The sequence below is a fragment of the Streptomyces violaceusniger Tu 4113 genome, assembly GCF_000147815.2.
Lineage (GTDB): Bacteria > Actinomycetota > Actinomycetes > Streptomycetales > Streptomycetaceae > Streptomyces > Streptomyces violaceusniger_A.
In genome coordinates this window covers 172,301-197,663 of record NC_015957.1, presented here as the reverse complement: position 1 = coordinate 197,663, position 25,363 = coordinate 172,301, and the positions used below count along the sequence as shown (strand labels likewise).

General features: G+C 70.3%; 27 protein-coding genes and 3 pseudogenes. 12 read left to right on the top strand and 18 right to left on the bottom strand.

Annotation, left to right across the window (positions count from 1 at the left end):
* Nucleotides 1-10 precede the first annotated feature (10 nt).
* Nucleotides 11-424 (top strand): hypothetical protein, encoded by a 414-nt coding sequence (locus STRVI_RS00920; RefSeq protein ID WP_167543190.1) that lies wholly within the window; start codon nucleotides 11-13, stop codon nucleotides 422-424.
* Here STRVI_RS00920 and STRVI_RS00915 read toward each other — a convergent pair.
* From STRVI_RS00915 to STRVI_RS00900, 4 genes are all read right to left on the bottom strand, one after another.
* Nucleotides 391-1,590 (bottom strand): FAD-dependent monooxygenase, encoded by a 1,200-nt coding sequence (locus STRVI_RS00915; protein ID WP_014053739.1) that lies wholly within the window; start codon nucleotides 1,588-1,590, stop codon nucleotides 391-393. The genes STRVI_RS00920 and STRVI_RS00915 overlap by 34 nt on opposite strands.
* Before the next feature lie 522 nt (nucleotides 1,591-2,112).
* The gene (locus STRVI_RS00910) at nucleotides 2,113-2,742 is read right to left on the bottom strand and encodes an HAD-IA family hydrolase (RefSeq protein ID WP_014053738.1); all 630 of its coding nucleotides are present in this window, start codon (nucleotides 2,740-2,742) and stop codon (nucleotides 2,113-2,115) included.
* Between the two features lie 33 nt (nucleotides 2,743-2,775).
* A complete protein-coding gene (locus STRVI_RS00905) occupies nucleotides 2,776-3,768 on the bottom strand; it encodes an LLM class flavin-dependent oxidoreductase (protein WP_014053737.1) in 993 nt (330 codons plus the stop codon).
* Nucleotides 3,769-3,881: 113 nt separating this feature from the next.
* Complete coding sequence (locus STRVI_RS00900; protein WP_014053736.1) at nucleotides 3,882-5,090, bottom strand: MFS transporter; 1,209 nt, start codon at nucleotides 5,088-5,090, stop codon at nucleotides 3,882-3,884.
* Nucleotides 5,091-5,168: 78 nt separating this feature from the next.
* Here STRVI_RS00900 and STRVI_RS00895 point away from each other — a divergent pair, with 78 nt between their 5' ends.
* Nucleotides 5,169-5,930, top strand: a complete 762-nt coding sequence (locus STRVI_RS00895; RefSeq protein ID WP_014053735.1) for a DeoR/GlpR family DNA-binding transcription regulator — start codon at nucleotides 5,169-5,171, stop codon at nucleotides 5,928-5,930.
* A 241-nt stretch (nucleotides 5,931-6,171) separates the two neighbouring features.
* Entirely contained in the window at nucleotides 6,172-6,525 is a 354-nt protein-coding gene (locus STRVI_RS00890; RefSeq protein ID WP_014053734.1) for a hypothetical protein, read from the top strand.
* A gap of 168 nt (nucleotides 6,526-6,693) precedes the next feature.
* Here STRVI_RS00890 and STRVI_RS00885 read toward each other — a convergent pair whose 3' ends face one another.
* The 8 genes and pseudogenes from STRVI_RS00885 to STRVI_RS00855 form a co-directional block, all read right to left on the bottom strand.
* Nucleotides 6,694-7,083 (bottom strand): hypothetical protein, encoded by a 390-nt coding sequence (locus STRVI_RS00885; RefSeq protein WP_014053733.1) that lies wholly within the window; start codon nucleotides 7,081-7,083, stop codon nucleotides 6,694-6,696.
* Nucleotides 7,084-7,222: 139 nt separating this feature from the next.
* On the bottom strand, nucleotides 7,223-8,335 hold the full coding sequence (locus tag STRVI_RS00880) for a PucR family transcriptional regulator (RefSeq protein WP_014053732.1): 1,113 nt from the start codon (nucleotides 8,333-8,335) through the stop codon (nucleotides 7,223-7,225).
* Between the two features lie 28 nt (nucleotides 8,336-8,363).
* The gene (locus STRVI_RS00875) at nucleotides 8,364-9,665 is read right to left on the bottom strand and encodes an SLC13 family permease (protein ID WP_014053731.1); all 1,302 of its coding nucleotides are present in this window, start codon (nucleotides 9,663-9,665) and stop codon (nucleotides 8,364-8,366) included.
* A complete protein-coding gene (locus tag STRVI_RS47250; protein WP_435532607.1) occupies nucleotides 9,658-10,107 on the bottom strand; it encodes a CBS domain-containing protein in 450 nt (149 codons plus the stop codon). Before STRVI_RS47250 ends, STRVI_RS00875 begins: the two co-directional genes overlap by 8 nt.
* Nucleotides 10,108-10,185: 78 nt before the next feature.
* Nucleotides 10,186-11,400 (bottom strand): annotated as a pseudogene (locus tag STRVI_RS00870) (cation:proton antiporter); the annotation flags it as partial.
* Between the two features lie 216 nt (nucleotides 11,401-11,616).
* Nucleotides 11,617-12,150 carry a flavoprotein gene (locus tag STRVI_RS00865; protein ID WP_014053729.1) on the bottom strand — a complete coding sequence of 178 codons (534 nt, stop codon included), beginning with the start codon at nucleotides 12,148-12,150 and terminating at the stop codon, nucleotides 11,617-11,619.
* Nucleotides 12,147-12,590 (bottom strand): annotated as a pseudogene (locus STRVI_RS00860) (helix-turn-helix domain-containing protein); the annotation flags it as partial. The gene STRVI_RS00865 and the pseudogene STRVI_RS00860, both read right to left, overlap by 4 nt.
* Nucleotides 12,591-12,732: 142 nt before the next feature.
* Nucleotides 12,733-13,170: a hypothetical protein gene (locus tag STRVI_RS00855; RefSeq protein ID WP_435532573.1), complete on the bottom strand. Its 438-nt coding sequence runs from the start codon at nucleotides 13,168-13,170 to the stop codon at nucleotides 12,733-12,735.
* Between the two features lie 66 nt (nucleotides 13,171-13,236).
* Here STRVI_RS00855 and STRVI_RS00850 point away from each other — a divergent pair.
* Nucleotides 13,237-13,617, top strand: a pseudogene (locus STRVI_RS00850) (amino acid transporter); the annotation flags it as partial.
* 26 nt (nucleotides 13,618-13,643) lie between these two features.
* Here the strand turns inward: STRVI_RS00850 and STRVI_RS00845 are convergent.
* Entirely contained in the window at nucleotides 13,644-14,186 is a 543-nt protein-coding gene (locus STRVI_RS00845; protein ID WP_014053728.1) for a DUF1707 SHOCT-like domain-containing protein, read from the bottom strand.
* Nucleotides 14,187-14,363: 177 nt separating this feature from the next.
* On the opposite strand from STRVI_RS00845, the gene STRVI_RS00840 reads away from it, so the two are divergent.
* From STRVI_RS00840 to STRVI_RS51945, 6 genes are all read left to right on the top strand, one after another.
* Nucleotides 14,364-15,062, top strand: coding sequence for a DUF4232 domain-containing protein (locus STRVI_RS00840; RefSeq protein ID WP_014053727.1), 699 nt, complete (start codon nucleotides 14,364-14,366; stop codon nucleotides 15,060-15,062).
* A gap of 160 nt (nucleotides 15,063-15,222) precedes the next feature.
* Nucleotides 15,223-15,969 carry an FG-GAP repeat domain-containing protein gene (locus STRVI_RS00835; RefSeq protein WP_014053726.1) on the top strand — a complete coding sequence of 249 codons (747 nt, stop codon included), beginning with the start codon at nucleotides 15,223-15,225 and terminating at the stop codon, nucleotides 15,967-15,969.
* A 134-nt stretch (nucleotides 15,970-16,103) separates the two neighbouring features.
* Nucleotides 16,104-18,344 (top strand): MMPL family transporter, encoded by a 2,241-nt coding sequence (locus tag STRVI_RS00830; protein ID WP_014053725.1) that lies wholly within the window; start codon nucleotides 16,104-16,106, stop codon nucleotides 18,342-18,344.
* 5 nt (nucleotides 18,345-18,349) lie between these two features.
* Entirely contained in the window at nucleotides 18,350-19,549 is a 1,200-nt protein-coding gene (locus STRVI_RS00825; protein ID WP_014053724.1) for a sensor histidine kinase, read from the top strand.
* Nucleotides 19,546-20,184 (top strand): response regulator, encoded by a 639-nt coding sequence (locus STRVI_RS00820; RefSeq protein WP_014053723.1) that lies wholly within the window; start codon nucleotides 19,546-19,548, stop codon nucleotides 20,182-20,184. The genes STRVI_RS00825 and STRVI_RS00820 overlap by 4 nt, the downstream gene beginning before the upstream one ends.
* Before the next feature lie 130 nt (nucleotides 20,185-20,314).
* Complete coding sequence (locus STRVI_RS51945; protein WP_014053722.1) at nucleotides 20,315-20,563, top strand: hypothetical protein; 249 nt, start codon at nucleotides 20,315-20,317, stop codon at nucleotides 20,561-20,563.
* Here STRVI_RS51945 and STRVI_RS00815 read toward each other — a convergent pair.
* The 3 genes from STRVI_RS00815 to STRVI_RS00805 all read right to left on the bottom strand — a co-directional run bounded on the left by STRVI_RS00815 (nucleotide 20,521) and on the right by STRVI_RS00805 (nucleotide 22,645).
* Nucleotides 20,521-20,988 carry a GNAT family N-acetyltransferase gene (locus tag STRVI_RS00815; RefSeq protein WP_014053721.1) on the bottom strand — a complete coding sequence of 156 codons (468 nt, stop codon included), beginning with the start codon at nucleotides 20,986-20,988 and terminating at the stop codon, nucleotides 20,521-20,523. The two genes, STRVI_RS51945 and STRVI_RS00815, sit on opposite strands and share 43 nt — an antisense overlap.
* A gap of 22 nt (nucleotides 20,989-21,010) precedes the next feature.
* Complete coding sequence (locus tag STRVI_RS00810; RefSeq protein ID WP_043237581.1) at nucleotides 21,011-21,736, bottom strand: DUF899 domain-containing protein; 726 nt, start codon at nucleotides 21,734-21,736, stop codon at nucleotides 21,011-21,013.
* A gap of 249 nt (nucleotides 21,737-21,985) precedes the next feature.
* Nucleotides 21,986-22,645 carry a DUF4232 domain-containing protein gene (locus STRVI_RS00805; protein WP_014053719.1) on the bottom strand — a complete coding sequence of 220 codons (660 nt, stop codon included), beginning with the start codon at nucleotides 22,643-22,645 and terminating at the stop codon, nucleotides 21,986-21,988.
* A 298-nt stretch (nucleotides 22,646-22,943) separates the two neighbouring features.
* Between STRVI_RS00805 and STRVI_RS00800 the strand changes: the two genes are divergently transcribed.
* Nucleotides 22,944-23,504 carry an NUDIX hydrolase gene (locus STRVI_RS00800; RefSeq protein ID WP_014053718.1) on the top strand — a complete coding sequence of 187 codons (561 nt, stop codon included), beginning with the start codon at nucleotides 22,944-22,946 and terminating at the stop codon, nucleotides 23,502-23,504.
* Here STRVI_RS00800 and STRVI_RS00795 read toward each other — a convergent pair.
* Nucleotides 23,501-23,947 carry a nuclear transport factor 2 family protein gene (locus STRVI_RS00795; RefSeq protein ID WP_014053717.1) on the bottom strand — a complete coding sequence of 149 codons (447 nt, stop codon included), beginning with the start codon at nucleotides 23,945-23,947 and terminating at the stop codon, nucleotides 23,501-23,503. The two genes, STRVI_RS00800 and STRVI_RS00795, sit on opposite strands and share 4 nt — an antisense overlap.
* Nucleotides 23,948-24,197: 250 nt before the next feature.
* Between STRVI_RS00795 and STRVI_RS00790 the strand changes: the two genes are divergently transcribed.
* On the top strand, nucleotides 24,198-24,557 hold the full coding sequence (locus STRVI_RS00790; RefSeq protein WP_014053716.1) for a DUF5335 family protein: 360 nt from the start codon (nucleotides 24,198-24,200) through the stop codon (nucleotides 24,555-24,557).
* Nucleotides 24,558-24,568: 11 nt separating this feature from the next.
* Here the strand turns inward: STRVI_RS00790 and STRVI_RS00785 are convergent, their stop codons facing one another.
* Nucleotides 24,569-25,327, bottom strand: a complete 759-nt coding sequence (locus tag STRVI_RS00785) for a sulfite exporter TauE/SafE family protein (RefSeq protein WP_014053715.1) — start codon at nucleotides 25,325-25,327, stop codon at nucleotides 24,569-24,571.
* Between the last annotated feature and the right edge of the window lie 36 nt (nucleotides 25,328-25,363).

Sequence of the window (25,363 nt, the reverse complement as noted above, 5' to 3'; positions counted from 1 at the left end):
ACTCATGGAGGTGGCCAAGAATCTGGGACTCAGCCTGCGCGCTCTGACCAGTCGCCTGGCTGCCTACCGGGTGAAAACGGGCATGACCCTGCCGCAGCGCGCCACCGAACTCGACCGCGAGCTGTTCCGCTACGACGACCTGCTACGGCTCGACGCGGAGGATTTCGATGAACGGGACGGGCCCTGGTGGTTTTTACTCGGCCCAGATGACGAGATCCCGTTCTTCGTCCTGGTCATGGCTGCCCGGGACCTCGGTCGGCGCCCGAGAGAGCTGGCGGCGGCAGGGGGCTTTGTTGGGTACCTGGGTCGTCGGAGCCAGACGAGGCGGGTAGTCACGCGGACGGACACGATGAGGGCCACCGGCAGCGCGAGAGCGGGCGACTCTGCGGGTCACAGGCCCGGCGGGAGTTCGGGCCCCATGTAGCGTTCCAGGAAGGCGCGCGCGTAGGCCGGGTCGTCACGCAGCCGGAACAGCCGGGCCCGCCGCAGCTTTTCGAGGTACCCCGCGTCCGGGGTACCGGGAAGCGGTCCGTGCTGGAGGTGGAGCATGAAGTGGCTGAACTCCTGCACCTGCCACACGTCGGCGAGGCGCCGCCGTGAGTAGGCCGCCAGCACCTCACCGAGGTCCCCCGCGGAGTCTTCGCAGAAGTGCCGGCCCAGGGCGGCCGCGAGATCGGCCGCGTCGGCCATGGCCAGGTTCATCCCCTTGCCACCGGAGGGCGGCACGATGTGCGCCGCGTCACCCACCAGCGCCACCCGCCCGAGGTGCATGGGTTCCACCACCCAGGTCCGCATCTCCACGAGGGACCGCTCGAGCACCGGCCCCCGCCGCAGCGCTCCCGGCGGTAGCGCCAACCGGGCATCCAGCTCGCGCCAGATGCGTGCTTCGGGCCAGTCCTCCAGGCTCTCGCCCGGGGGCACCTCCAGGTACAGGCGCGTCACCTCCGCGGACCGCAGCATCTGCCCCGCGAACCCGTCGCGGTGCTGACCGTAGACGGTATGGGGCGCGAAGGGCGCAGTCTGCGCCAGGACGCCGAGGAGCCGCACACCGTGCCGGATGTCGTACTGGGTGAAGGCGTCGGCGGGCAGGGCGGCGCGCACGGGACCGTACTGGCCGGCTGCCTCCACCACCATCTCGGACCGCACCACCGTGCCGTCCGCGCACCGCACCACCGGCAGCCCCCGCTCGGTGCCGAGGCCGACGACGGGGCGGCCCAGCAGTACCGCTCCGCCGTCCGAGACGTACCCGTCCAGCAGATCGGCCACCAGCTCGTGCTGCGGGTAGACGAAGCTCGGGGTGCCTCCGCACAGGTCCGCGTAGTCCAGCCGCACGACCTCGCCGTCACACCGGAACTCGCACGCCGTGTGTGGCAGGCCCTCAGCGTGTAGCCGCTTGGAACGCCCGAGGTGGTCCAGGAGCCGCGCGGTGCGGCGTTCCAGGAAACCGGCACGGGACCTGGCCACCAGCTGGTCGCGCCGGAACTTGTCGATCACCACGCAGGCGACGCCCCGCTGGTGCAGCAGCGTTGCCAGTGTCAGGCCGGCGGGCCCGGCCCCGACGACAGCCACCTGTGTTTCGATTGTTCCCACCACAGTGCTCCTTCGTCCGTGCTAGGCGAAAGGATAGGGAGCCGCTGCTGCATCGCCGCCGGTGTGTCCGGCACCAACGGGTGGGTCCACGAGCCTGCCGGATTCGCGGGCCGGCGCATGGGCGACCGCGCCGGAAGCGGCTCGCCGCGGTGCACGTTGTACGAGGACGGCATAAGCGGTCGGCATGCCGTACAGGGAACTGTGGAAGCTCCGCGAGGCCGACCCGCTGTTCAACCTGCGACTTTCTCTCCTTGGGTGAGTGGGGATCGTGGGCGCTCTTGGAGAAGGGCCCAGGTCAGCGACCTGGGACTTGTTTGTTGTCTGGCCTCTCCGGACGGGTCGTTGTCGCGTGCCGCCCCTCAGCCCCTTCGGTCAACTCTGAGCGCAGCCGGTGGCAGGGTGGCTGGGCGCCGTGGTTTGGCGAGTGAGCGCTCTTGTTGCCGCGCTTCCGTGATGAATACGACTGCATGAGGACGTGTGCTCTGAGCGCCGTCACCGCCGACCTCACTCATGCCAGAGTCATCACGAGGCGGGGCTGCTGGTCGGCAGCCAGCTGTCGATGGTTGCTGCCAGCTCGTCGAGTCTGGTGAAGACGTGCCCGTTCATGCCGGTGGCCTGCGCTGCGCGCACGTTCTCTTCGCGGTCGTCGACGAAGAGGAAGTCGGCGGGCGCGGCCCGCATGGCGACGACGCAGTGACAGAACGCCGCTGGGTCCGGTTTCGCCGCATGGATCTTTCCGGAGAAGGCGACGTGGTCCAGGTTCCGCAGCCAGGGCTGTGCGGCGAGGAATGCGTCCGCATGGTCTGCGGGAATGTTGGACAGCAGGGCGACCTCGGCGACGTCCCGCAGGGACTGGATGTAGGCGACCATGCGGTTGTCGACGCGTGACCAGCTGTCGATGTCGGCGAGCCGCAGCTCCTCGATCGTGTCGCCGTCCACGGGGAGTGACAGCCATCGCAGTACGGCCGTCCAGTACTCACGCGCGGACCACTGCGCGGCGTCGTAGGGCGGGCGGCAGGCCCAATAGGCGTCGGCGAAGTCGTCTGCGGGTGCGGTGCACCGGGCGGCCATCTCCGCCAGGGCGCCCGGGCGTTGGTGTAGGGCGATGACCCCGAAGAGGTCGAACAGGACGATGCGTCGGTCGGTGGACATGGTGGGGCTTCCTCCGGTCCCAGCGGTTTCGGTTCAGGGGCGGGAGTCCAGGGCGCGGGCGAGCGAGGCAAGGGATGTCAGGGCGTCGGGGCCAGTGGGGGTGAGGACGACGCTGGTCGCGCCTGCTGCGTGGCGGGCTGTGATCGCTTCGCGTGCCTGGTCGGGGGTGCCGGCGACGCTCAGTTGGCGGACCCAGGCGGCGGGCATGGTCTGGGCGAACTGCCGGGCGTCGGCGCAGGCGGCGCGGTGTGCGCGCAGCCGCGCGGCGAACGGCAGCGGGTCGATGTGAGCGGCCCAGTCCGACTCGCCGATGGCGGTCAGTCCGTCGCGGACGCGGGCGAGAGCGGCGTCCTCGTCGTCGTCGACGGCGGCTGCGTCGTAGGTGACGACTTCGGGCGCGCTCGCGTCAGAAGTGCTGCCCAGGTGCCGGAGTGAGGAGGCGATGTAGGCGGGGGCCGCGGGCTCGGCCAGGAGGAGCCCGTCGGCCACCTCGCCCGCGGCTGCCTGCGATTTTGGGCCACGTACGCCGAGGATGACCGGGGGGACGAGGTCGGGGGTCTCGGTGATGACGACGCCTTCGCAGCGCACATAGCGGCCGTCTGCCGGGCCGGGCTCGCCGCGCATGAGCAGGCGCAGCGCGGTCGTGTACTCCTTGATCAGCGTCAGGGGGCTGGCGGGCCAGGCTCCTACCTGGCACATCCAGTCCGGCATGCCGTGGCCGATACCGGTGACCAGCCGGCCAGGGTAGAGCTGGGCGAGGGTGGCCAGTTCCATCGCGGCGAAGCACACGTTGCGGGCGCCGGCGGGCATGATGCCAATACCGACGGTGATGCTGGTGGTGCTGGCGAGGACAGGGCCGGCCTGCGCGAGTCCGCCGCGCCAGCCGAGGTCCTCCACCACCCACACCTGGTCGAACCCCAGCTCTTCGGCTCGCCGGGCGTAGGGCAGCACGTCCCGGACGGGCAGGTCGCGAGGAAGCAGGACACCGACACGGCCGCGGGCGGGAGTGGCGTCTGTCTGAGGCAACAACGGCTCCTTCTGTTGGCGGTGGTTCGTTTTTCCTCACCGGTCTGGCGGCCAGCCGGGGCGAGCGGAGGAGCCTGTGCGGCACGGTGTCAGGGGCCGTGCCGCACAGGCGATCAGTGGCTGCTGCGTGCTAGCTCGCGCGTGCGGTCGGATCCGGTGCGCAGGACTCCGGCGGCCGTAGCGGTGATGGCGCACAGCAGGGTCAGCAGTACGAAGGTGTGGTTCAACGCCACAAGATGGGTCAGCCAGCCGATGACGGCGGGGCCGGAGAGCATGCCCAGGTAGCCGAGCCCGGCGACGCGGGAGACGTTGGCCCCGGCAGCGGAGGGGTCGGCGCGGCCGGCCGCGCTGAAGAGCTGGGGGACGCAGCCGGACAGTCCCAGGCCGAACAGCGCCCAGCCCGCGAACGCGGCCCATATCCACGGCGAGACGGCCACGATCGTGATTCCGACGGCGGCCGTGACCGCGCCGTAACGCAGGACGGCCATGGGTCCGAACCGGCCGGAGACGCGGTCGGCGAGCAGTCGGCCGGTGGTCATCGCCGCCGCGTAGGTGCCGTACCCGACGGCGGCGGTGCTCGCGGGCGCACCGAGGACGTCCTTCAGGTGCAGAGCGCTCCAGTCGTTGGCAGCTCCCTCGCTGAGCATGACCATCAGAGCCAGGGCGGCCAGGATCCAGATGCGCCCTGGGGCCCTGCGTGGCTTTCCGGCCCGTGTCTCCTCACTCTCCGCGGCGGTGGCGGCGGGTGCCGGCGTGGTCGGCAGCAAGCCGCGTGTCGGCACCAGTACGGTCACGATGCCCACGGCTCCCACGGTGGCCATGCCCGTAGCCGGGCTCATCCCGACGCTCGCGGTGCCCGCTCCGATGAGCGAGGCAATGACACCGCCGACGGAGAACATGGCGTGGAAGGCCGACATGACGGGCCGGTTGTACGCCTTCTCCACATGCACGGCGTGGGCGTTCATGCTCACGTCGAGACAGCCATTGCAGAAGCCGAAGACCAGCAGAGCACCCGCCAGCATCCAGGGATCCCGGGGCAGGCCGGGCAGCACCACAGCCGCACTGGACAGAACGCCGGCGACAGGGAGCACGACGCGCGCCCCGAGGCGGTCGGCCAGACGACCGGCCACCTGCATACCAGTGAAGGCCCCGAGCCCCAGCAGCACCAACAGGCTCCCCAGCGTCGCGTGGCTGATGCCCACGCGCTCCTCGATGGCGGGGATATGCACCACCCAGGTGCCCATCAGGGTGCCGCAAAGGACAAAGTAGACGAAGTTCGCCACACGGGCGGATCGAAGCGAGCGGTCCATGCCGATCACCATAACGAACATATTTTGTGTTCGTAAGGCTCGGTCGCGAACATCTTGATTGTTCGTTTCCAAGTGGTGTTCAATCGCGGTATGAGCAACGCAGACCGGCACGGGCTGATCGCGCAGACCGTCAGGGAGGCGGGCAGTGTCACGGTCCAGGCGCTCGCTGAGCTGACCGGCGCGTCGGAGATGACCATCCGGCGCGACCTCGACACGCTGGCCGCGCAAGGTGTCCTCGAACGCGTCCGCGGCGGGGCACGCACTCTGCTACTCAGGGGGGAGGAGCCGCCCTTCGCGCTGCGCGCCCGCGAGGCCGTCGACGCCAAGCGCCGGATCGCAGCCGAGGTCTGCTCGCTCATCGCCGACGGCGAGACCGTCCTCCTGGACAGCGGCACCACCTGCCTGGAGGTCGCCCGCCTGCTGCGTCAACGGCCGGTCACAGTGATGCCCTTGTCATTGCAGGCCATCCAGATACTCGGCGACCCCCCGGGTCCGACCACGCTGATGGTGCCCGGTGGACGGCCTCGCGCCGCCGAAGGAGCCCTGACCGGCCCCCTCACGCTCGCTTCCCTCTCGGCGCTGCGTTTCGACACCGCGGTCGTCGGCTGCTGCGGCCTGAGCGCAGCCGAAGGCCTGACCGCCTACGACCTCGACGACGCGGCGGTGAAGAAGGCGGGCATCACCTCATCGCGCCGCATCATCGTCGCGGCGGACGGCAGCAAACTCGGCCGCACCGCCTACGCCTACGTCGGCCCCTCCACGCACCTGCACACCCTCGTCACCGACACCACCGCACCTGCCGACGAAGTGGCCACCCTCGAAGCCACCGGCACCGTCGTCAAGGCCGTCTGACAAAGCCGCTGCGCGGTAGCCGACGGTCGCTGGTCCGGTGCGAACCACCGTATGACCGAGGGGCGCACAAGCAGGCAGGGCGGCGAGGTGTCACAGAATGGGACAGTCGTTCGTTGTCTGTCAGACCGTGCCCGTTGCGTGCCAGATAGCTGTCGCGCGTGTCCGGCGGTCACGTTCACTCCCCGTCCGCCGATCCGCACTGCCGATGCGCTCGCCGGTCCCCATCAGGAATGCTGGATCCATGAGCGGGTATGCAGCGGCGAAGCCGTACGTACTGCCGGAGTCGCTCGACGAGCTCAGCGGGCCGACGGTCGGCGGCAGCACGCTGCCGCGCCACATCGACTGGGGACCTCGCTACGTCTACGACCTGGCCGACGAGGCCGACTTCCGGCTGATGTACGAGCGGGTCATCCGCGAGGCCCAGACGCGCGACGACCTCAACGCATATCTCAACGCGATGTCCTTGCGGAAGGTGTGGCGCAACCTGTTCCTCCCCGTCCCGGTCAAGACGGCATGCGAGGCCCGCTTTCCCGAACTCCGCGAACCGGGCGCCACGAACGCGGTTGCCCAGTGGACGAGCCGCATCGCCATCTGATCCGCATCGGCCTGGACGCGCTCGCCACGGACTACGGATACGCCCTCGGATGGATCGCTTTCTTGAGCCAATGAACCCTCCCAAGGGCGTCGCCGTGCCGCTGCCACCGGGGCAGGGCACGGCCAGGACAGGCCCTTTGACCCTGCGCAACGAGGGTGGTTGTACGGGTCACATCCGGGACACGACGCGATCGACGCCGGGCCGAGGGCGATCGAGCGGCCCGGCGGGCGGGAGGAGGCGGTGGGTCAGCCGACGCTGCAGCCCGACACCCGCCCAGGCCGCTCCCGCCACGGCCGGCAGCACGGCGACGCGCAGCCAGTGCCAATCCGTCAACGCGTCCCCGGCGAGCGCCACGCACCAGGCAGCCAGCGCGATTCCGGTCACGGCCACGGCGGTGCGCCGTGTGCCGGCGGTGCCGGCGCGGACTCCGTCTCCCCCGTGAGCCCCGCCGCCGGCCCCGCCGATCTGCGCCACCAGCCGGTACCCGGCCACGACGAGGAGCGTCAGGCCGGACAGGACCGCCGGACGCTCCGGCGCGGTCCGCGGACACTCAGCCACAGCGCCTCCCCCGATTCCCCCGTCTTGGTGCCGGGCACATCGTGACACCGAGGCCACGAACCGCACATTGCCGGATCCCGGCAATCTTTACGCCTTCCTGACGGCCTGGTAGCACCGGAACCGCATGGGCAGGCCACGCCTACAACGGGCTCCCCGGCCACCCCAGCAGCCGGGCCCCCATGGCCGCCGTCTCCAAGGTGAAGCGCTGCAGGGCATCGCCCGGGTCGTAACCGGTCAGGGTCTTGATGCGCTCCAGCCGGTAGGAGAGCGTGCGGACACCGATGTTCAGCCGCCGCGCCGCCTCGGCGTTGACATACCCCGCCGCCGCGCACGCGCTGAGCGTCTCCAGAAGGGGCCCGGCCCCGCCCCGGGCCCGCGTGAGCGGGCCGAGCACCGTGCGCACCAGGTCGGTCATGGCGGCCCGGTCGCGCCGGAGCACCGGAAAGACCAACAGGTCGGCGGCGCGCAGAACAGGACCGGGCAGACCCAGACGGTCGGCGAGCTCCAGGGCACCCAGGGCCTCCTCATAACTGCTCACCACGCCACCGGCCCCTGGGTGCTCACGGCCGATGGCCACCCACCGTGCGCCCGTGTGCCCACTGCCGGGTTCACGCACCCGGTTCGTGAAGGCGTCCAGGATCGCCCGCTCACGCTCCTCGCCGGCCGCGACGCACACCAGCCGGCCTTCCTTCGTGGTCAGCAGCACATCGTGCTCACCGAAGCGGGCGATCAGCTCCCGCTCGACCCGCCGCACGACCGGATGCACATCGTCGTACGGCTCCTCCCCCTCGACGACCGCCACCGCGTGACTCCGTGCCAGCCGCAGCCCGAACCGTTCCGCCCGCTCGGCCAACCGCCCCAAGTCGCTGCGCCCGTAGAGCAGGTCGTCCACGAACTCCCGCCGCGCCGCCTCCTCCTGCCGCACCGCCAGGCGCTGCGCCCGTTCATGGCCCTCACCGAGGGCGCCTACGGCGGTGTCCACGGCGCCCAGCAGCGCGTCAGCGGTACGGGCCGACGCCGACGCGCCGGACGCCCGGACGGCGCCGGGCAGCGACCCCCACAGCCTGCGGGTCTCGCCCAGGTACAGCCCGATGAGCGGCCCAAGCCCGTATCCGGCCTCGGCCGCCCGCTCCCCCAGATCTCGCAGTTCGTCCAGCTCGGGACGGAGCAGCAGTCGGCCGGTCTCGGCGACGTCGGTGAGCATCCGCTCGTACCCGCCGAGGAAGTCATCAGGTACCCGGGGCTGTCTCATCGGTCCGCTCCCTGTGATCGTCGTAGGGTCAGCTCAAGGCGAAGTACCGCAGCCACAGGTATCCGGCGGCGATCGTGACCGTCACGGCGGTGACGACCAGGCCGTACCGGGTGAACTGCCAGAAGGAGATGGGCTGGCGGTTGCGTTCGGCGATGCCCAGGACGACCACGTTGGCGGAGGCGCCGATGGCGGTGGCGTTGCCGCCCAGGTCGGCGCCGAGGGCCAGTGCCCACCACAGCACGTGGACACCGTCGCCGCCGCCGAAGCCGTGGGCCAGGTCGGCGGTGATGGGGGCCATGGTCGCGACGTATGGAATGTTGTCGACGACCCCCGACAGCACTGCCGAGCCGAACAGCAGCAGCATCACCGCGCCGAGTTCGCTGCCGCCGGTGGCGTCCGCCAGCGCGCGGGAGATCTCCCCGATGACGCCGGTCTCGATGAGCGACCCGACCATGATGAACAGCCCGGCGAAGAACGCCAGGGTCGGCCACTCCACCTCCTTCAGCGCCTCACCCGTCTCCACCTCGGAGACGGCGATGAGCAGCCCGGCGCCGAGCAGGGCCACCACGCTCGGCGCGTAGTGCAGCACCGGGTGCGCCACGAACCCGAAGACGACCAGGGCCAGGACGGCCAGGCCCTGGTACAGCAGCCGGTGGTCGCGGATGGCCTCCCGTTCCTCCAGCGCCATCACCTCGGCGGCGCGGTCCTCGTCGTACACCAGCGCCTTGCGGAACATCACCCGGCACAGCACCACCAGAACGGCGGTCAGGACAACGGCGATCGGGGCGAGATGGACGAGGAAGTCGTTGAAGGTCAGCCCGCCCCGGCTGGCGATGATGATGTTCGGCGGGTCACCGACGAGCGTGGCGGTGCCGCCGATGTTGGACGCCATCACCTCCGCGATCAGGAAGGGCGCCGCCGGCAGCGCGAGACGTTCGCACACCAGCAGGGTCACCGGGGCGACCAGCAGGACCGTGGTGACGTTGTCCAGCAGCGCGGAGGCGGTCGCGGTGATGACTATCAGCATGGTCATCACGCGGAATGGCTTGCCGTGGGCGCGTTTGACCGCCCAGATCGCCAGATACTCGAACAGGCCCGTCTGCCGCAGGACCCCGACGATCGCCATCATGCCGAGCAGCAGGAAGATGACGTTCCAGTCGATTCCGGAACGCTCGTCGAAGAAGGCGGCCTTGTCGTCGGTGGCGCCGATGGTGAGCATGACGGCCGCCCCTCCCAGGGCGGCGGCCGTCCGGTGGACGCGCTCGCTGATGATCGCCGCGTAGGCGACGACGAAGACGGCGATCGCCGCCCAACTGTGCCAGTCACTCATGGGGCTCCGCATGTCCGAGGAGTCGTTGGAGGAGCTGCGAGGCGGTGATCACCCCGAGCAGATGCAGGCCCGCCTTGTCCCGCCTTGCCACCGCCACCAGCGGGCTGCGCGCCTGCGCCATCAACGCGGCCACCTCCAGCGCCGTGTCGTCGGGATCGGCGATCGGCGGCCGGGTCGCCTTGTCGGACAGCAGGTCGCCGACCCGGCGGCCACGCAGTGCCTCGCACAGCCGGTCGGCGTGTTTCTCGTCGATGACCGCCGCCAGCGCGGGGTCCTCGATCACATAGGCCGGGACGAGCGCCTTGATCACCTGGGAGGCGGGCAGGATCGCCTTCGGCTCCCCGTCACGGTCCAGGACCAGCAGCCCGGGCAGTTGGTGCTCGGCCATGAGGCGAGCCGCCTCCAGCGCGTCATCATCGACGCGGACCGACTCGTATGCCATCGCCAGATCACGTGCGCGCATCGTCGTGCTCCTCCACTCGGGACGCCGTCCGGGCTGCCCCGGCGGTCTGCTTCTTCCTGCCCCATCGTGGCCGTCCTCGTCAGCGTCGTCCGGGATGCCGACGAGGTCCTCGACCTCGAAGAGACGGGCGACGGGCACGTCCGTGCTGCTGTGGGCGGCGATGGAGAACGCGATGCACACCGCGATCAGGGTGTACGCCTCCTCGCCCTGCGGGATGCCGGACTGGAGCACCAGCAGGCCGTACACGACGGAGGCGAAGCCCTTCGGCCCGAACCAGGCCGCCGCCAGCTTCTCCCGCCGCGCGAAGCGGGTGCCGATCAGTGAGATCAGCAGCGACGCCGGGCGGACCAGCACAATGGCCAGCACCACTGTGACGTATCCGCCCACCGTCAGATCCCCGAAAAGCCGTGGTGTCAGCAGTGCGCCGAACACCAGCAGCGCCACGAACTTGCTCAGCTCCGCCACCGCCTCACCCAGCGGCTCGAACGCGCGACCGGACTCCGGCGAGACGGAGGCGAGCACCGCGCCCGCCGAGAAGGCGGCCAGGTAGGGGTTGGCGTGGGTCAGATGGCAGCCGGCGTAGAGAATCACACCGGTCGCCAGCGGCAGCAGGGGCTGGAGCTTGGGCTCGGCACCGAGCACCGGGAGCCGCACGAGCGCATTGACCACCAGTGGCAGCACGATGCCCAGGGCCAGGCCGCCGAGCAGCTCCAGGGCGATCTTCGACAACGACGTCTCCGCCTCACCCGAGGCCGGACCGGCCGCCGCGATCAGCACCAGGACGACCGGCAGCGCAAGCCCGTCGTTGATCCCGCTCTCCACGTTCAAAAGCTGCCGCAGCCGAGCCGGAACCTCCTTACGGCCCACGATCGCCGACGCGAAGACCGGATCGGTCGGCGCCAGCACCGCGCCGACCAGGAACGACGTCGTCCAGTCCAGCCCCACCAGGAAGTGGGTGATCAGCGCCATCCCCACGAACGCCAACGGCATGCCGAGGGCGAGCGCACGTGCCGGATTCCGCCAGGCGCCGCGCAGCGCCGGGAACGAGACATGCATGCCGTCGGTGAACAGCACCGCGAACAGCGCCAGATCCGCCGTGACCGCCACGATCGGGCTGTCCGCGGTGATGTGGATCAGTCCGAAGGCCCCATCGCCGACGAGCGCGCCCGCGACGAGGAAGAGCAGCGAGGTGGAGAGAATCGAGCGGGCGGCCAGCCCCGAGACCAGGACCGCGATGAGAAGCGCCACGCCGAAGACCGCGATGAGCACCATGAGTACCGTCCCCGATCGTTGGAGAGAGCAATCCCCTACCGCCGACCAGGCTTCCCGGCACACCGCACGGCACTTTACATGACCCTTACCCGTTTCCTACGGAACGTTGATGCCCTCTCTGCGCGCAACGCGGCCACCCGCACGGATCCGCCACCCGACCACCAAGTGCCATGAAGCGGCACACTGCTCATAGCCCTTCCGCAATTCCTTCCCCGCTCATCGAACCTTGGGGCTCAGCAGCTCCAGCGCTTGCTCCCATCGGAACGTGTCACGACCGCCACCCGCCTTCGGCTGATGCGGCTCGTACTCGGCGACCAGCACGCCCATGCCCCGTAGCCGCTCCAGGCTCTGCCGGTAGGCCGGGTGGGCGGCCTGGGCGGCGTTCAGATAAGGCAGGACGGCGGTGGGGACGCCCAGGCCGTACGCCTCGCACAGGATGCCCACCGCCAGAGTGTCCGAGATCCCGGCGGCCCACTTGTTGATCGTGTTGAAGGTCGCCGGGGCGACAGCGATGGCATCCGGCGGCGGGAGCGGACGCGGATCGCCGGGCGAGCGCCAGGCAGAGCGGATCGGATAGCCGGTCTGGGCCTCGACCGCTTGGGCGTCGATGAAGCCCAGGCCCTGCGGAGTGGCGATGACGCCCACGTCCCAGTCCCGCTCCTGGGCGGCGATGATCAGCTTGCCGACATCATCGGCGATACCGGCCGCGCAGACGACGACGTACAGGAACGGCTTCCTCCGCTCACTCATGCGGGCACTCCCAGGTGTCGACTGAAGCGATGCAACTCCGGCACGGCCCGGCGGCGGTCACGGGCCGCCATGTCCGCCACCAGCTCACGTACGGCCGGCCGCCGGACATCCTGGGCCGCACAGTCTTCGGCGACACGCAGGGCCCGGTAGCCGTCGGCGAGCCTGCCTTGCTGACTGTACGCACGGGCGGCATCGACCCACAGAGCCGCACGCCGCTCAGGGACAGGGATCGGCCGACGCATAAGCGGCCGGGCCGCCTCCAGGGCCACACCCGCGTCGCCGAGCGCAACGGCAGCGCTGACGGCGTGCAACTCGACGTTGATGGGACTGAAGTTGGCCCACGCGTCGGGGCGATCGAGGGTCACGTAGCGGGCAATGTTCTTCGCCTCGGCGAGGAAATCCTGCGTGGCCGCGCGATCTCCAGCGGTACTCGCCGCCGTGACATGGAGGCGACCGATTCGGAGGCGCAGGCTCCCCTTGCGACCGCGACCGCAATGCCGCCCTCGCGCGCGCGTGGCAGTGTCAGCGTCAGCCGCCCCAGGAGAGGTGGAGCACGTCCGCACTCCACTCCAGAGGTCCAGGTCATAGACCCGGGCAAGCCCCGTGCCCGTCGCTTGGTGCCTTCAACAGCCGGTCCAGCTCGTTCCCGGCCTCGTCGTATCCGGCGTCGGCGATCCGTTGCAGTTCGGGCAGGTCGGCGGCCGCGGCCGCGCGGCGGGTGAGCAGGAACCCGGCGTGCATGGACCCTTCGTCCAACAGCTCGCTCAGCTCGTCGAGGTCGCCGGCTGCCTCGGCGAGGTCGGCCAGCCGGTCCAAAGCGGTCTCGTTGCCCTGATCGGCCAGCTCGCGCAGGCTCTCCCGGTCGACATTCAGGTGCGTCATGAGGCGCTGGACCAGTTCGGCGGCGGTCATGCTGCCGGAATCGGTGGTGAGGAGGCAGACCATCACCCGCGCCATCATCTTGTTGGACAGGCCCGATTGCATCATGACGGTGGTGAACCGCTCTTCGTACTCGGCCACGGCCTCGGGGTCGCGTCCGTGCGGCAGGGCGGCCGGCTCCGCTCCCCGGGACGTGACCGAGTACCGCGAGACAACATCCAGCAGATCCGAGCCGACAACGACATCCCGGACGACGAGGATCTGATCTTCGTCGAGGTCACCGTCCGCGACCCGTCCGACTTCGAATCGGCGCTGCGCGTGCACGGCGAGGTGCTGCACGGCCGCTACCGCGTCCTGACCCTCGACGGCTCCAGCATCCCCAACTCGCCGGCCGCGCTGCTGCTGCACGTACGGGATGTGACCGGGTGCAGGCCGCATATCTACTTCGAGTGGACCGAGGGCAGCCCCTTCGCCCAGTTCCTGCGGTTCTTCCTGTTCGGCCAGGGAGAGGTCGCCCCCGTCACCCGGGAAGTGCTCCGCGAGGCCGAGCCCGACCGGGCCCGATGGCCCCATGTCCACGTCGGCTGAGTGCCGGGCTCGGGACGCTGACGGGCTCACCACCGCGCGTGGCGGATCGTCAGTCGTCCGAATCCCATGGTCCCGGAGATGCGGATCCTCGGCCCGCCGGGGCCGGAGTGCCGCCGGGGCTTGTAGCGCGTGTCCTTCCACCCGGTGTGCAGATCCTCGAGGTCGACGATCGCGTCGCGGGGCACCGTGATCCTGGCTCTGCCGGTGCCGAGTTGCAGCTCGATGTCGACTACCGGATGTTCGATGACCGCCCGGGACAGGTCCAGGCGCACCCTTCCGAACGCGGACGCGACCTTGAGGACCCGAGGCACCTGCCATGCGCCGCGCCGCTTGATGCGTCCGCCGGCGGCGGCGATCGTGGACGTGGTGCCCGCGTTCTCCTCCGGGAGCGAGGCCAGAGCCGACACAAGTTCGCCACGCGTCTTGGCGGTGAGCACCTGGTGGAGGCGTTCGTCCATGTCCTCGTGCGAGATGTGCCCCTCGGCGTACGCCTCCTGCACGCGCCGCACGGCCGCGTCGCGGTCGTCTTCGCTGACCAGTAACGGCGGGTCTTCCGGCAGAGAAGTCACCGTTTCACTCTACTGGCGCGCCGGCGATACGCGGGTGAGTCAGCCGGTTTGTGATCGCGTCAGCGCTTCGTTAGTGGAGCGCTAAGGGAACGGTAGCGGCCACCGGCAAGCTGAGTTGCACACCGAGCGAAACGTCGCCGGGAGCACTACAACACTGATGACGAAGAAGGTCTTCCCATGCTTATCAGCCGCCCCCGGGTCCGTATGTTCGCCGGTGCCAGCCTGCTGGTGACGGCCGCGATGTTCGCCACCGCCTGCCAGTCGGACGAGACGAGCAGTGGGTCCGGTGACTCGTCTGCCTCCGCCAAGGCCACGACCGGAGCCACGGCCGATGCCGCGGGCGATGCCGCGGGCGACAAGGACACCGCCGGCGGCTCGTCGGCCAAGACCCCCGGTGCGAAGGACAAGGGAGCCCAGGACGGCTCCGGTGCCGACACCGGCAACGGCAAGCGCGGCAAGGTCGGGCAGGTGTGCGGGGCCAACGACATTTCCTGGAGCACCCGGGAAGAGACGCAGGCCGGCGGATACATCCTGGTCATGGCGAAGGCCAAGGCGGGGATCACCTGTGTGCTGCCCGCCGCGCTTCCCACGGTGGCCTTCGGGTCGGACGGCACCGAGGCGGGTCCCGCGGAGCAGGCCGTAGGACCGGCGATCACGCTGAGCGGGGGAACTACCGCCTACGCCGGGGTGAACCCGAAGACCACCGGGGACAACGGTGGCAAGGAACTGGACAGCATCATCGTCGCCGTCGGCAATGAGGACGCCAACCCGGTCTCCCTGCCGGTCGGCACCATCACCGTCGACAAGCCCATCGTCACCAACTGGCACACCTCCGCGGCGGACGCCGTCCCCTTCGACGGCGGAACGGACCAGTAACCGACCGGGCCGCCCCATTCCGGTGACGGTGGTTGATGGCGAGGGCGCGCGCCCGCTCTCCCCGGTCGCACGCCGCGGCGATGTAGTACGGCAACTCGGTACGCACTCACGGGGCGTCGCCACCCTCTCACTTCGCAGTAACGACGCCAGGAGTTCGTAGATGCTTCGCAAACGGTCACGTCTGATCGCCGCCCCGATCGCGGCTGTCGCCCTGACCCTGACCATCGCCGGTTACCAGGCCAGTGCGGCCGGGTCGTCGCCCTCGGGCGGCGCGGAACGGTCCGGCAAGGTCAGCGAGGCGACGGGCCCCTGTCTGGCCAACGCCACGACGCTGGTCGGCGATCTCGACGGCGACGGCAACCCGGACAAGATCTCGAATCCCGGGCACACCGGAACCAAGATGACCATCCAGTGGGGCGCCGCGGACGGCACGTTCGGCGCGAAGCACGCCGTCAGCGAACTTCTCGGCGCGAAGAAGGGGGAGGTCGCGACCGCCGCGGTCGCCGACTTCCAGAACGACGGCACCCTGGGCATGGTCGTCAACATCGTCGAGCCGGCCGACGGGGACGACCCCTCGACCGCACGCGTCGCGGAATACCGCCCCGGCCCGCTCGCACACACGGACCTGAGCTCCGCCGACGCCCGGCACTCCGACATCGGCGACCAGGGCGAGGTCCAGCAGCTTCGGATCGCCAACTACGGCGACGACCCGTATCCGGACCTCGCGATCCTCAACAACCCCGGTGACGGGCAGCTCGACCGGGACGTGCGCCTGTCGACCGCGGGCAGCGGCCCGGGGGACTTCGACTACGCGATGAAGCAGAAGTACGGGGAGTTCGGCAGCACGGCCGAGCCGCCGGCCATGCCCGGCGACGGCTGGAAGCACTTCTACAAGTCCTGCGCCTGACCTCGACCCGGCGCACTCTCCAGGGCCAGATCCCGATCCGGGGCCTGGCCCTGTCTCGTCCACCGATCGGTGGACGGGAAGTTCAACCGGGCACCTCTGTCGGCCAACCGCGTCGGCCAGCAACGCTTTTGGCCATGAACTCATTCACTGTGCGCATGGCGCGTTGGAGCGCTCGGCACCCCTGGCGGGCCATCGTCGGCTGGCTGGTGTTCGTGGCGCTGTGCCTGGGGATCGGCAGTGCCGTCGGCACACACAGCGCGACCACGGCCGACTACCGGGTCGGCGAGGCCGGGCGGGCGGAGGCGATGGCCGCCGAGGGGGGCCTGGAGCGCAGGGCCGCCGAACAGGTGCTGATCTCTTCCCGGTCGGGACCCTTCGACCGGGACACGGCCGAGGCCGCCGCCGGGGACCTGACCACCCGGATGAAGCGGCTGCCCGAGGTCGCGGGTGTCGCCGACCCGCTGCTGTCCGAGGATCACCGGATCCTCATGGTCGAGGTGGCTCTGAAGGGCGAGGAGCGGGACGCCAAGGACAAGGTCGACGCGCTGGTCGGACAGACCGACGCCGTGGGGAAGGCGTATCCGGGGCTGCGGCTGGAGGAGACCGGGAGTCCCTCCATCAGCAAGGGAGTCGACCAGCAGCGCGGTGACGACCTGGCGCTCTCCGAGAAGATCACGCTTCCCATCACCCTGATCACCCTGTTGGTCGTCTTCGGATCCGTGACCATGGCGGGGGTGCCGCTGCTGCTCGCGCTGTCGTCCGTCGCGGCGGCCGTCGGGCTTTCGATGGTGGCCTCACACCTTTCCCCCGACGCCGGGGTCGGCACGAACGTCATCCTGATGATCGGCCTCGCGGTCGGCGTCGACTACACGCTCTTCTACCTCAAGCGGGAGCGCGAGGAGCGCGCCCGCTCGGGCGGCCGGCTGAGCTCCGAGGCGCTGGTGGACATGGCCGCGGCGACCTCCGGCCGGGCTGTCGTGATCTCCGGACTCGCGGTCGTGGCCTCCACCGCGACGCTGTATCTCGCCTCCGACGTCATCTTCTCCTCGCTCGCCACCGGCACGATCGTGGTCGTCCTGGTCGCGGTGGCCAGTTCGCTGACGGCGCTGCCCGCGATGCTCGTCAAGCTGGGAAAGCGGGAGGAGCGCAGGGCGCGGCGCCGTGCTGAGCGGGGAAAGCCCGTGCGGCGGACCCGGGACGACAGCGGTGGCCGCGTATGGGCCGCGCTGCTGCGACCCGCGAGCCGGCACCCCCTGGCCACCCTGTGCGTCTCCGTTCTCGCCCTGCTCGCGCTCGTCACCCCGTTGGCCGGGCTGAAGATCACGGAGATGAGCCGGGACACGCACTCCCGTGACATCGCCGCGATGCGGGTGTACGACCGGCTCAACGCGGCGTTCCCGGAGCAACGGGTCACCCACCAGGTCGTCGTACGGGCCGACGCCGCGCGGTCCGGCGAGGTCGGCGGGGCGCTGCGCGAGCTGGCCCGGCGCGCCGACGCCGACCCGCTGTTCGCCGGCGTCGGCCCGAAGTCCGATGGGCCCGACCAGAAGTCCGCCGGCGCCTCGCGCGTCCGGACCTCAGCCGACCACCGGATCAGTGTGCTCGAGCTGAAGGTGCCGTACCTGGGCAACTCCGACCAGGCGTACGACTCCCTCGACCACCTGCGCGAGGACTACCTGCCCGCCACCGTCGGCCGGGTCGAGGGGGCGGCGTCCGGAGTGAGCGGGGACGTCGCCCGGTACGCCGACTATCCCGCTCACCAGAACAGCAAACTCCCGCTGGTCCTCGGGGCGTTGCTGCTGGTCACCTTCGCGATGACGACGTACGCGTTCCGCTCGGTGGTGCTGGGCCTGATCGGCGTCGTACTGAATCTGCTGTCCGCGGCGGCGGCGCTCGGACTGCTCGTCCTGGTCTTCCAGGGGACCTGGGCCGAGGGGCTGTTGGACTTCCAGTCCACGGGTTCGATCGGATCGCGCGTACCGCTGTTCCTCTTCGTGATCCTCTTCGGGCTCTCGATGGACTACCAGGTGTTCGTGGTGAGCCGGATCAGGGAGGCCGTCCTCGCGGGCGTGCCCACACGGCAGGCCGTGCTCGAGGGAATCCGCAGGTCGGCGAGTGTGGTGACGAGTGCGGCGGTGGTGATGACGACGGTCTTCGTGAGTTTCGTCTTCCTGCACATCATCGAGATGAAGCAGATCGGCTTCGTCCTCGCGGCGGCCGTGCTGCTCGATGCCTTCATCGTCCGGATCATGGTCCTGCCGTCGGCGATGCTGCTGCTCGGTGAGGCGAGCTGGTGGCCCTCGCGGACGGCGGGCCGGGCGGCGGCGGCCTCGGCTCACCCGGCCGACGGGCGACCGGTGGTCGACGTACGTTGATCGGTATGACCGCTCTCGCCAACCCCTTGGCCGACGCCTTCTGGGCCACTTCGCTGCGCCGGTGGAACGCCGTCTGCTGGGGCCTGTTCGGCGCGATGGCCATCGGGCTGGTGACGACGACTCCGGCCGGGGGGAGCAAGTACCAGGCCATCGCGCTGCTGGGCTGCGTGGTGCTGTGCTACGCGGTGCTCGACCGCTTCCCGGGGAATCCTGTCGTCCGTCCGCGGGTCTACCTCTCGGTGCTCGTGCTCGCGCTCGGCGGGCTGGCCTATCTGGGCAGCAGTTATGCGGCGCTGTTCATGGTGACACTGCCGCACTACTGGATGTTCGGGCGCACCCCGCGGGCCTCGATGGGGTTCCTCGGGCTGGCCACCGGTGCCACGCTGGCCGGGAGTCTGGTCCGGCAGGGCTGGTCGGCGGAGTTCTTCGGCGAGACCCTGATGTCCACGCTGATCGTGGTCGCGGTGGGCGTACTGATCGGCCTGTGGGCGCACTCGGTCGTCGCGCAGAGCAGTGAACGGGCGCGGCTGATCGAGGAGTTGGAGCGGACGCAGGCACAGCTTTCCGAGGCACACCAGCGACAGGGCGCGGCGGACGAACGGGAACGCATCGCACGCGACATCCACGACACGCTCGCGCAGGGCTTCGCGTCGATCATCGTGCTCGCGGAGGCGGCCCAGGCGGGCATTGACCACGATCCGGCGACCAGCGCCCAGCAACTGCGGTCGATCGAGTCCACCGCCCGGGAAAACCTCGCCGAGGCGCGGGAGTTGGTCGGCTCGGCGGGGCAGCCGGGTCCGGGCCAGGTGGCGGCCGGATCGGTGGCGCGGACGCTGCGCCGTACGCTGGACCGCTTCGCGGAGGACACCGGCCTGGCGGTGGACGCCGACCTGGCAGACCTGGAGTGCGACCAGCAGACCCGTATCGCGCTGCTGCGCTGCACCCAGGAGTCCCTGGCCAATGTACGCAAACACGCACACGCGTCCATGGTCGGCGTGGTGCTGGTGCGGCGTCCGCATGGAGTGGAGTTGGAGATCACCGATGATGGAACCGGGTTCCGGGTGGGGGAGTCGACGGGTTTCGGACTCGACGGCATGCGCAAGCGACTGGCGGAGCTGGGCGGGAGGCTCACGGTGACGAGTTCGGTGGGCGACGGGACGCGGATCCTTGCGATGATCCCCGTGGTGAGCGAGGTGGAGGCGTGAGCGGGGGAGGTCTGCGCATCGTCGTGGTGGACGATCACACCGTGATGCGGGCCGGAGTGATCGCCCTGCTCGCCGCCGAGGACAGCATCGAGATCGTCGGCGAGGCGGGCGACGGACGCGCGGCGCTCGATCTCGTCGAGCGGTACGACCCCGACGTGGCGCTGGTCGATCTGCGGATGCCCGTGCTCGACGGGGTGGCGACGACGACCGAGATCGTCGCCCGGTATCCGCGTACGCGGGTGCTGATCCTGACGACGTACGACACCGACACGGAGATCGAGCGCGGAGTGGAGGCCGGTGCCATCGGCTATCTGCTCAAGGACACCACCCGTGAGCAACTCGTCGACGCCATCCACGCGGCGGCCCGGGGCGAGACGGTGCTCGCTCCCCGGGTCGCCGAGAAGCTGGTCGCGCGGATGCGGCGACCGGTTCAGGAGCCGCTGACCGACCGCGAGACCGAGGTCCTGGGCGCCGTGGCGGACGGTCTCACCAACGCCGAGATCGGACGACGCCTCGTGATCGCCGAGGCCACGGTGAAGACGCATCTGCTGCGCCTGTTCGCCAAGCTCGATGTGAACGACCGGACGAGGGCGGTGGTGGTGGCCATGGAGCGGGGGCTGCTGCGGCGGCCTTAGGGGCGCGCACTGGCCACTGGTGCGCGACAGGCGGCCGTGGCTGTCGCACCCGCTCGATACGCTCCGTGCGTCTTGCCCCCGTGCCGCCGGCTCCGCGTCGAGTCACGTGGCCGTCCGCCAGGAGCGCGTTATGGAGCCCACCTTCGCCGACTTCGCCGTCGAGCCCGTACGGCTGGCCAACGCCGCGGTGAAGTACCGCCGTTGCACGTTCGGCGGGAATCACCTCAAGCTCGATGCCGGAGGGGCCGTCTCGTTCGCCTTCACGGTGGCCGGGGACGCGGTGCGCGAGTGCGTTCGCCGCCTTGATCCGGCACGCCCCTCTGCGGCAGGGGCCCCTCACCCCTCGTCGGGCGCTTCCTGGGGAATGCGCTTCCGGTAGTGGATCCGGTCGTACGCGCCGTGCTGGCGGCGCTCGGTCACCTCGTACCCGTACCTCGGGTAGATCTCCTGGTTCTCCCACATGAGGGCGTTGGTGTAGAGCCGGATCTCCGGGAGCCCGAGAGCGCGGGCGTGCAGCTCGGCGAAGGCGAGCAGGCGCCTGCCCACGCCCTGTCGGTGCGCGTCCGGGTCCACGGCGATGCTCTCCAGGACGAGATGGCCGGGCTCGGCCACCAGGACCAGCACCCCCACGACCGGGTCGCCGGTGACGAAGACACGCCCCGCCGCGATGTCGGCCGCGTGGTCCGCGTCCATGGGCGCGGGGCGGACACCGATCCGGGCCACGTAGGGGCGGTATGCCGCGTCGGTGACGGCCCTTATCGCGTCAACGTCGGCTACGGTCGCGGGACGGATGCGGTTGTCCATGCCCCACAGTTTGGCGCACGGCTCAGCCCGGCTGGGCCTGGGTTCCTCGTTGGGTCTGGGCCACCCACTCCGGCGCCGGCGCGGCGTCGTCGTACGCGTCGTGCCAGTTCCACCATTCGTACGGCGGGGTTTTGGGGTAGTCGTTCGGCGAGTCCTCCCACTCCTCCTGCCGCCCGAGCGCCGTCATGTCGAGGTAGCTCCAGGTGCTCCCCAGCGCCTCGTCACCGCGGGCGTTGATGAAGTAAGTGCGAAATACGCGGTCGCCGTCGCGGATGAACGCGTTCGTGCCGTGCCACTCGTCCACCCCGAAGTCGGCGTCGAAGTCGTCGGTGATCGTGTACCAGGGCATCGTCCAGCCCATCCGCGCCTTCACCTGCTCGATCTCCGGCTGCGGCGCGCGCGAGGCGAAGACGAGGGTGGTGTCCCGGGCGTTGAGATGAGCGAGGTGGCCCACGTGGTCGGCGACCATGGAACAGCCGCGGCAGGCGTGGTCGGGCCAGCCGTAGACGACGGGCTCGAAGAAGGCGCGGTAGAGGATCAACTGACGACGCCCCTGGAACAGGTCGAGCAGACTCACCCTGCCCTCGGGACCCTCGAACGCGTACTCCTTCTCCACGGCCAGCCACGGCATCCGCCGGCGCTTGGCGGCCAGTGCGTCACGGGCGCGGGTCAGCCGCTTCTCCTCCCCGAGCAGCTCCTGACGCGCGGCCTCCCACTCCTGCGGCGAAACGACCGGGGGTGTCTTCATCGTGACGTTCACCTTCCAGTTCGGTCCGAGCTCCTGCGCTGGGCCAGGGGAACGTGAGCCGGGCGCTGCTCAGCGGCTCCCCACGTCCACCCTCCAGGGTCGGCCGTCACCGGCGAGGGCGCACGCCGGTACGCCGGAAATCAAACGTACGATCGATATCGGTCGAACGCATGGCTCCCGGCGCTCAGAGCAAAGCCCCGGGCCGGCGGCCCGGGGTTGCTTTGCTGTCTGTTGTCTACGTGCCGGTGTCTACTTGCCGGTGCCGACGGGGTCCACCTTGATGGCGGAGCCGGAGCCGTCGGTGACGGGGACGTTGATGCTGACGGGCAGGGAGTGCGAGTGGGTCTCGTTGGGCGGGGTGACGACGAGCGTGGTGAAGGTCTCGCCGGAGCCGCCGGAGTTGTTCGGCGGGTAGTAGAGCGTGAAGCGGGTCTCCTCACCCGGCTTGACACTCGTCTTCGGCGCCGCGAGGTCGCTGCGCTCGGCGCTCACGGTGCCGTTCTTGCTCTTCAGGTCGACACCCGGGAAGCCCTGGAGCGTGCAGGTGGCCGACCCGGTGTTCTTGAGGTCGACGATCAGGGTGCCCTCACCCATGCCGTGGGTGCTGCGGAACGCGAGCTGCGAGGTCGCGCAGGCATCGGAACCGGCGTTGCCGCCACCGCCGGAGCCCGAGGAACCCGAGCCGGAGGAACCGGAGGAACCCGACGAACCCGAGTCGGAGGAACCCGAGGAGCCGGAGGAGCCCGAGTCGGAGGAGTCCGAACCGCCGGAGCTGGACGAGGCGGCGGAGGACGAGTCCCCGCCGGCATCCGCGTTGTCCTGGCACGCGGTCAGACCGAACGCGGCGGCTGCGACGACCGCGGCGGCGGCGACCTTGCGTGCGTGACGAGTGGTGATGCGGTGCGACATGAGTCCCTCTGCTGTCGTGAGCGTTGTCCCGGTCCCCCGGGGCCATGACAACAAGTCTGTCCGGCTCCGCTGACGATCAACTAACGGCCTGTTAACGGGCTGGCAACACTGTGACCTCGTACTTTGTCGCCTTGACCCCTATGGGGCGTTGTGCCCTCCGTGTGCGGTCCCGGAGCATGCCGCCAGCGGGCCGGGTGATGGTCAGGCCGCGGACAGCGACGGCTCGCCACGGCGGGACCGCGCCCGGGTGACAAAAACCCCGCGCCGTAGGCGGCCTCGCGTCGTTAGGATCCGGCGCATGGCCACAGCCGACCACGCAGTTGCCCATGTCCTTACGGGCTACCGGCCGAAGACCACCGCGGAATGCGTCGACCTCGAGCGGGTGCTCGGCGTTGTCGAGGCGGGCGGCGCCCCCTGGGACCGGTCGACGCCCCTCCACATCACCGCATCCGCCCTGATCGTGCACCCCGACAGTGGCCGTGTGCTGCTGCGCTGGCACCAGCGTCACCAGTCGTGGCTACTGGTGGGCGGGCATGGCGACCCGGGTGAGTACGACCCGCTCGCCATCGCCCTGCGGGAGGGGCGGGAGGAGACGGGGCTGCCCGACCTGGCGCCGTGGCCGGACGCGGACGTACGGCATGTGGTGATCGTCCCGGTCCCCGCGAGCAGCCGGGAGCCGGCGCATGAGCACGCCGATGTGCGGTATGTGCTGGCCACCAGCGTTCCCGAGGCGGTACGGCCGGAGAACCCGGACGCGCCGCTGCGCTGGCTGACGCCGGACGAGGCCCGGATGGCGATCACCGAGGCCAACGTGCTGGACACCTTGTCCCGGGTGGAGTCCCTGCTCGCGCGTGGTTAATTGTCCTGTGCCGTGCTGAATGCCTGGGCCACGGCGAGGCTGTCCTCGTAAACGTGGTGGCGGGTGACGAGGCCGCCTTCGAGGGTGAGGTGCAGGGCGAACCGCGCACGATAGGCGCGTCCGGTGGCCCGGGCGGTCTGGCGGATCTCGCCCAGCACGATCGCGTCGTCGCCGTCGACGAGGATGCGCTCGACCTGCGTGGCCGCCTGCACGGGCACATGGTGGTGGGCCAGCTCCCGGAAGTGGGCGGCCACGTCCGCGCGGGTGGAGCGGTGGCGGATCCACGGGGTGGCGGGGCGGCCGTGCTCGGCCTCCGGCCAGTCCAGCTTCCAGTCGCTGCGCTCGGCGTACAGCTCGGCGATGCGCTCGGGATCACCCTCACCGATGCGGCGCAGCAATTCCGCCACCAGGGCGCGGGTGGTCGTGGGTGCGGCCGAGGACATGGTGATCCCTCCGATCGGAAACCTTGCGGGGAGCGATCACCATGCTGCCCGGCGGCGCGGCGCGGTGCGATTACGTCCCAGGTAATGCCCGCCGTGGAACGGGGTGCCGCCGACTGTTTTGTCCGGGGAGGTCAAGCCCGGCCGGACCGATTCGACCCGGGCGGACGTGGCGGCCCGGGGCGGTGGCGGTCACCGTGGGACGGGTTGGCACAGCAGGAGGAGCAGTGGAGTAGCGGAGGGAGGATCGACGATGGCCGGTTCCACAATGTTCGATCGCGGGGAGTGGCGGACCACGCTCGATCAGGTCACGGCCGAGCACGAGGGGGAACTCGCCACCATCGAGGTGCTGGACCCGTCGGTCGGGCATCAGTACGAGGCCGAGCGGCTGCCCTTCTCCTCCCTCACCTACGACCCGAAGGACGACACCGTGATCGGTGCCGTCGGCGGGAGATCGCCGCGGTATCCGGTGGTGCTGCGGCACATGGTGTGGCATCCCACCGAGGTCGACGTGGCCACGGAGGACATCCCGGAGGCCGCCGTCCGCGTCGTCGCGCCGGACGGGAGCACCACCTTGATCACCTTCTATCCGGAGGAGTCCGGGACGTCGTAGGAAGTGGCCGCCTAGTGCCACAGGGAGATGGCCAGGCCCAGGCCGCCGAGGGCGATGGCGATCCGGAGCGGGGTTTCGGGCAGGCGACGGACGACCAGGGGGCCGAGCCAACTGCCGAGGAGGGCGCCGAGGCCGAGGGATACGGCGGCGGCCCAGTTCACGGGGGCGACGGCGACGTAGGCCACGGCCGCCGTGACATTCGCAGCGCCCGTGGCGATGTTCTTGACGGCGTTGGTGACCGGGAGGGGCTCCGTGGCGGAGAGCGAGAGCACCGCCAGCATCAGGACGCCCGAGGCCGCGCCGAAGTAGCCGCCGTAGAGGCCGACCAGCAGGACCGCACATGCGAGCGGGAGGGTGGGCCGGGCGGTGCGGGCGAGGGAGCGTGAGCGGGAGGCCACGAGTCGGCGGAGCGGATCGCGGACCAGGATCAGCAGCGAGCCGAGGGCGATCAGCCACGGTACGACGGTCTCGAAGGCGGAGGACGGGGTTCCCAGCAGCAGGGCGGCCCCGACCGCGCCGCCCAGCGCGGCGATGACGCCCAGTCGGAGGAGGCGGTCTCGCTGGCCGCGGAGTTCGGCGCGGGATCCCGCCGCGGTGCCGACGGTGTTGGAGAACAGGGCCACCGTGTTGGTCACATTGGCGGCCACCGGCGGCAGGCCCACCGCGAGCAGCGCCGGATAGCTGAACAGCGAGGCCAGCCCCGCGATCGAACCGGCGAGCCCGGAGGCCACCCCGGCCGACACCAGCAGCGCGGCCGAGTCGATGCCCATCCGTTCCCCCTGTTCACCGGCTCGACGACGCCGCTG

Bases quoted from the DNA above. Each gene is read 5' to 3' on its own strand.
- STRVI_RS00805 (WP_014053719.1), bottom strand. From the start codon at position 22,645: ATGTCGCACCGCATCACCACTCGTCACGCACGCAAGGTCGCCGCCGCC.
- STRVI_RS00790 (WP_014053716.1), top strand. From the start codon at position 24,198: ATGGCCGGTTCCACAATGTTCGATCGCGGGGAGTGGCGGACCACGCTC.
- STRVI_RS00795 (WP_014053717.1), bottom strand. From the start codon at position 23,947: ATGTCCTCGGCCGCACCCACGACCACCCGCGCCCTGGTGGCGGAATTG.
- STRVI_RS00800 (WP_014053718.1), top strand. From the start codon at position 22,944: ATGGCCACAGCCGACCACGCAGTTGCCCATGTCCTTACGGGCTACCGG.
- STRVI_RS00890 (WP_014053734.1), top strand. From the start codon at position 6,172: ATGAGCGGGTATGCAGCGGCGAAGCCGTACGTACTGCCGGAGTCGCTC.
- STRVI_RS00815 (WP_014053721.1), bottom strand. From the start codon at position 20,988: ATGGACAACCGCATCCGTCCCGCGACCGTAGCCGACGTTGACGCGATA.
- STRVI_RS47250 (WP_435532607.1), bottom strand. From the start codon at position 10,107: ATGGCATACGAGTCGGTCCGCGTCGATGATGACGCGCTGGAGGCGGCT.
- STRVI_RS00835 (WP_014053726.1), top strand. From the start codon at position 15,223: ATGCTTCGCAAACGGTCACGTCTGATCGCCGCCCCGATCGCGGCTGTC.
- STRVI_RS00910 (WP_014053738.1), bottom strand. From the start codon at position 2,742: ATGTCCACCGACCGACGCATCGTCCTGTTCGACCTCTTCGGGGTCATC.
- STRVI_RS00880 (WP_014053732.1), bottom strand. From the start codon at position 8,335: ATGAGACAGCCCCGGGTACCTGATGACTTCCTCGGCGGGTACGAGCGG.
- STRVI_RS00895 (WP_014053735.1), top strand. From the start codon at position 5,169: ATGAGCAACGCAGACCGGCACGGGCTGATCGCGCAGACCGTCAGGGAG.
- STRVI_RS00865 (WP_014053729.1), bottom strand. From the start codon at position 12,150: ATGAGTGAGCGGAGGAAGCCGTTCCTGTACGTCGTCGTCTGCGCGGCC.
- STRVI_RS00830 (WP_014053725.1), top strand. From the start codon at position 16,104: ATGAACTCATTCACTGTGCGCATGGCGCGTTGGAGCGCTCGGCACCCC.
- STRVI_RS00785 (WP_014053715.1), bottom strand. From the start codon at position 25,327: ATGGGCATCGACTCGGCCGCGCTGCTGGTGTCGGCCGGGGTGGCCTCC.
- STRVI_RS00840 (WP_014053727.1), top strand. From the start codon at position 14,364: ATGCTTATCAGCCGCCCCCGGGTCCGTATGTTCGCCGGTGCCAGCCTG.
- STRVI_RS00825 (WP_014053724.1), top strand. From the start codon at position 18,350: ATGACCGCTCTCGCCAACCCCTTGGCCGACGCCTTCTGGGCCACTTCG.
- STRVI_RS00900 (WP_014053736.1), bottom strand. From the start codon at position 5,090: ATGGTGATCGGCATGGACCGCTCGCTTCGATCCGCCCGTGTGGCGAAC.
- STRVI_RS00810 (WP_043237581.1), bottom strand. From the start codon at position 21,736: ATGAAGACACCCCCGGTCGTTTCGCCGCAGGAGTGGGAGGCCGCGCGT.
- STRVI_RS00875 (WP_014053731.1), bottom strand. From the start codon at position 9,665: ATGAGTGACTGGCACAGTTGGGCGGCGATCGCCGTCTTCGTCGTCGCC.
- STRVI_RS51945 (WP_014053722.1), top strand. From the start codon at position 20,315: ATGGAGCCCACCTTCGCCGACTTCGCCGTCGAGCCCGTACGGCTGGCC.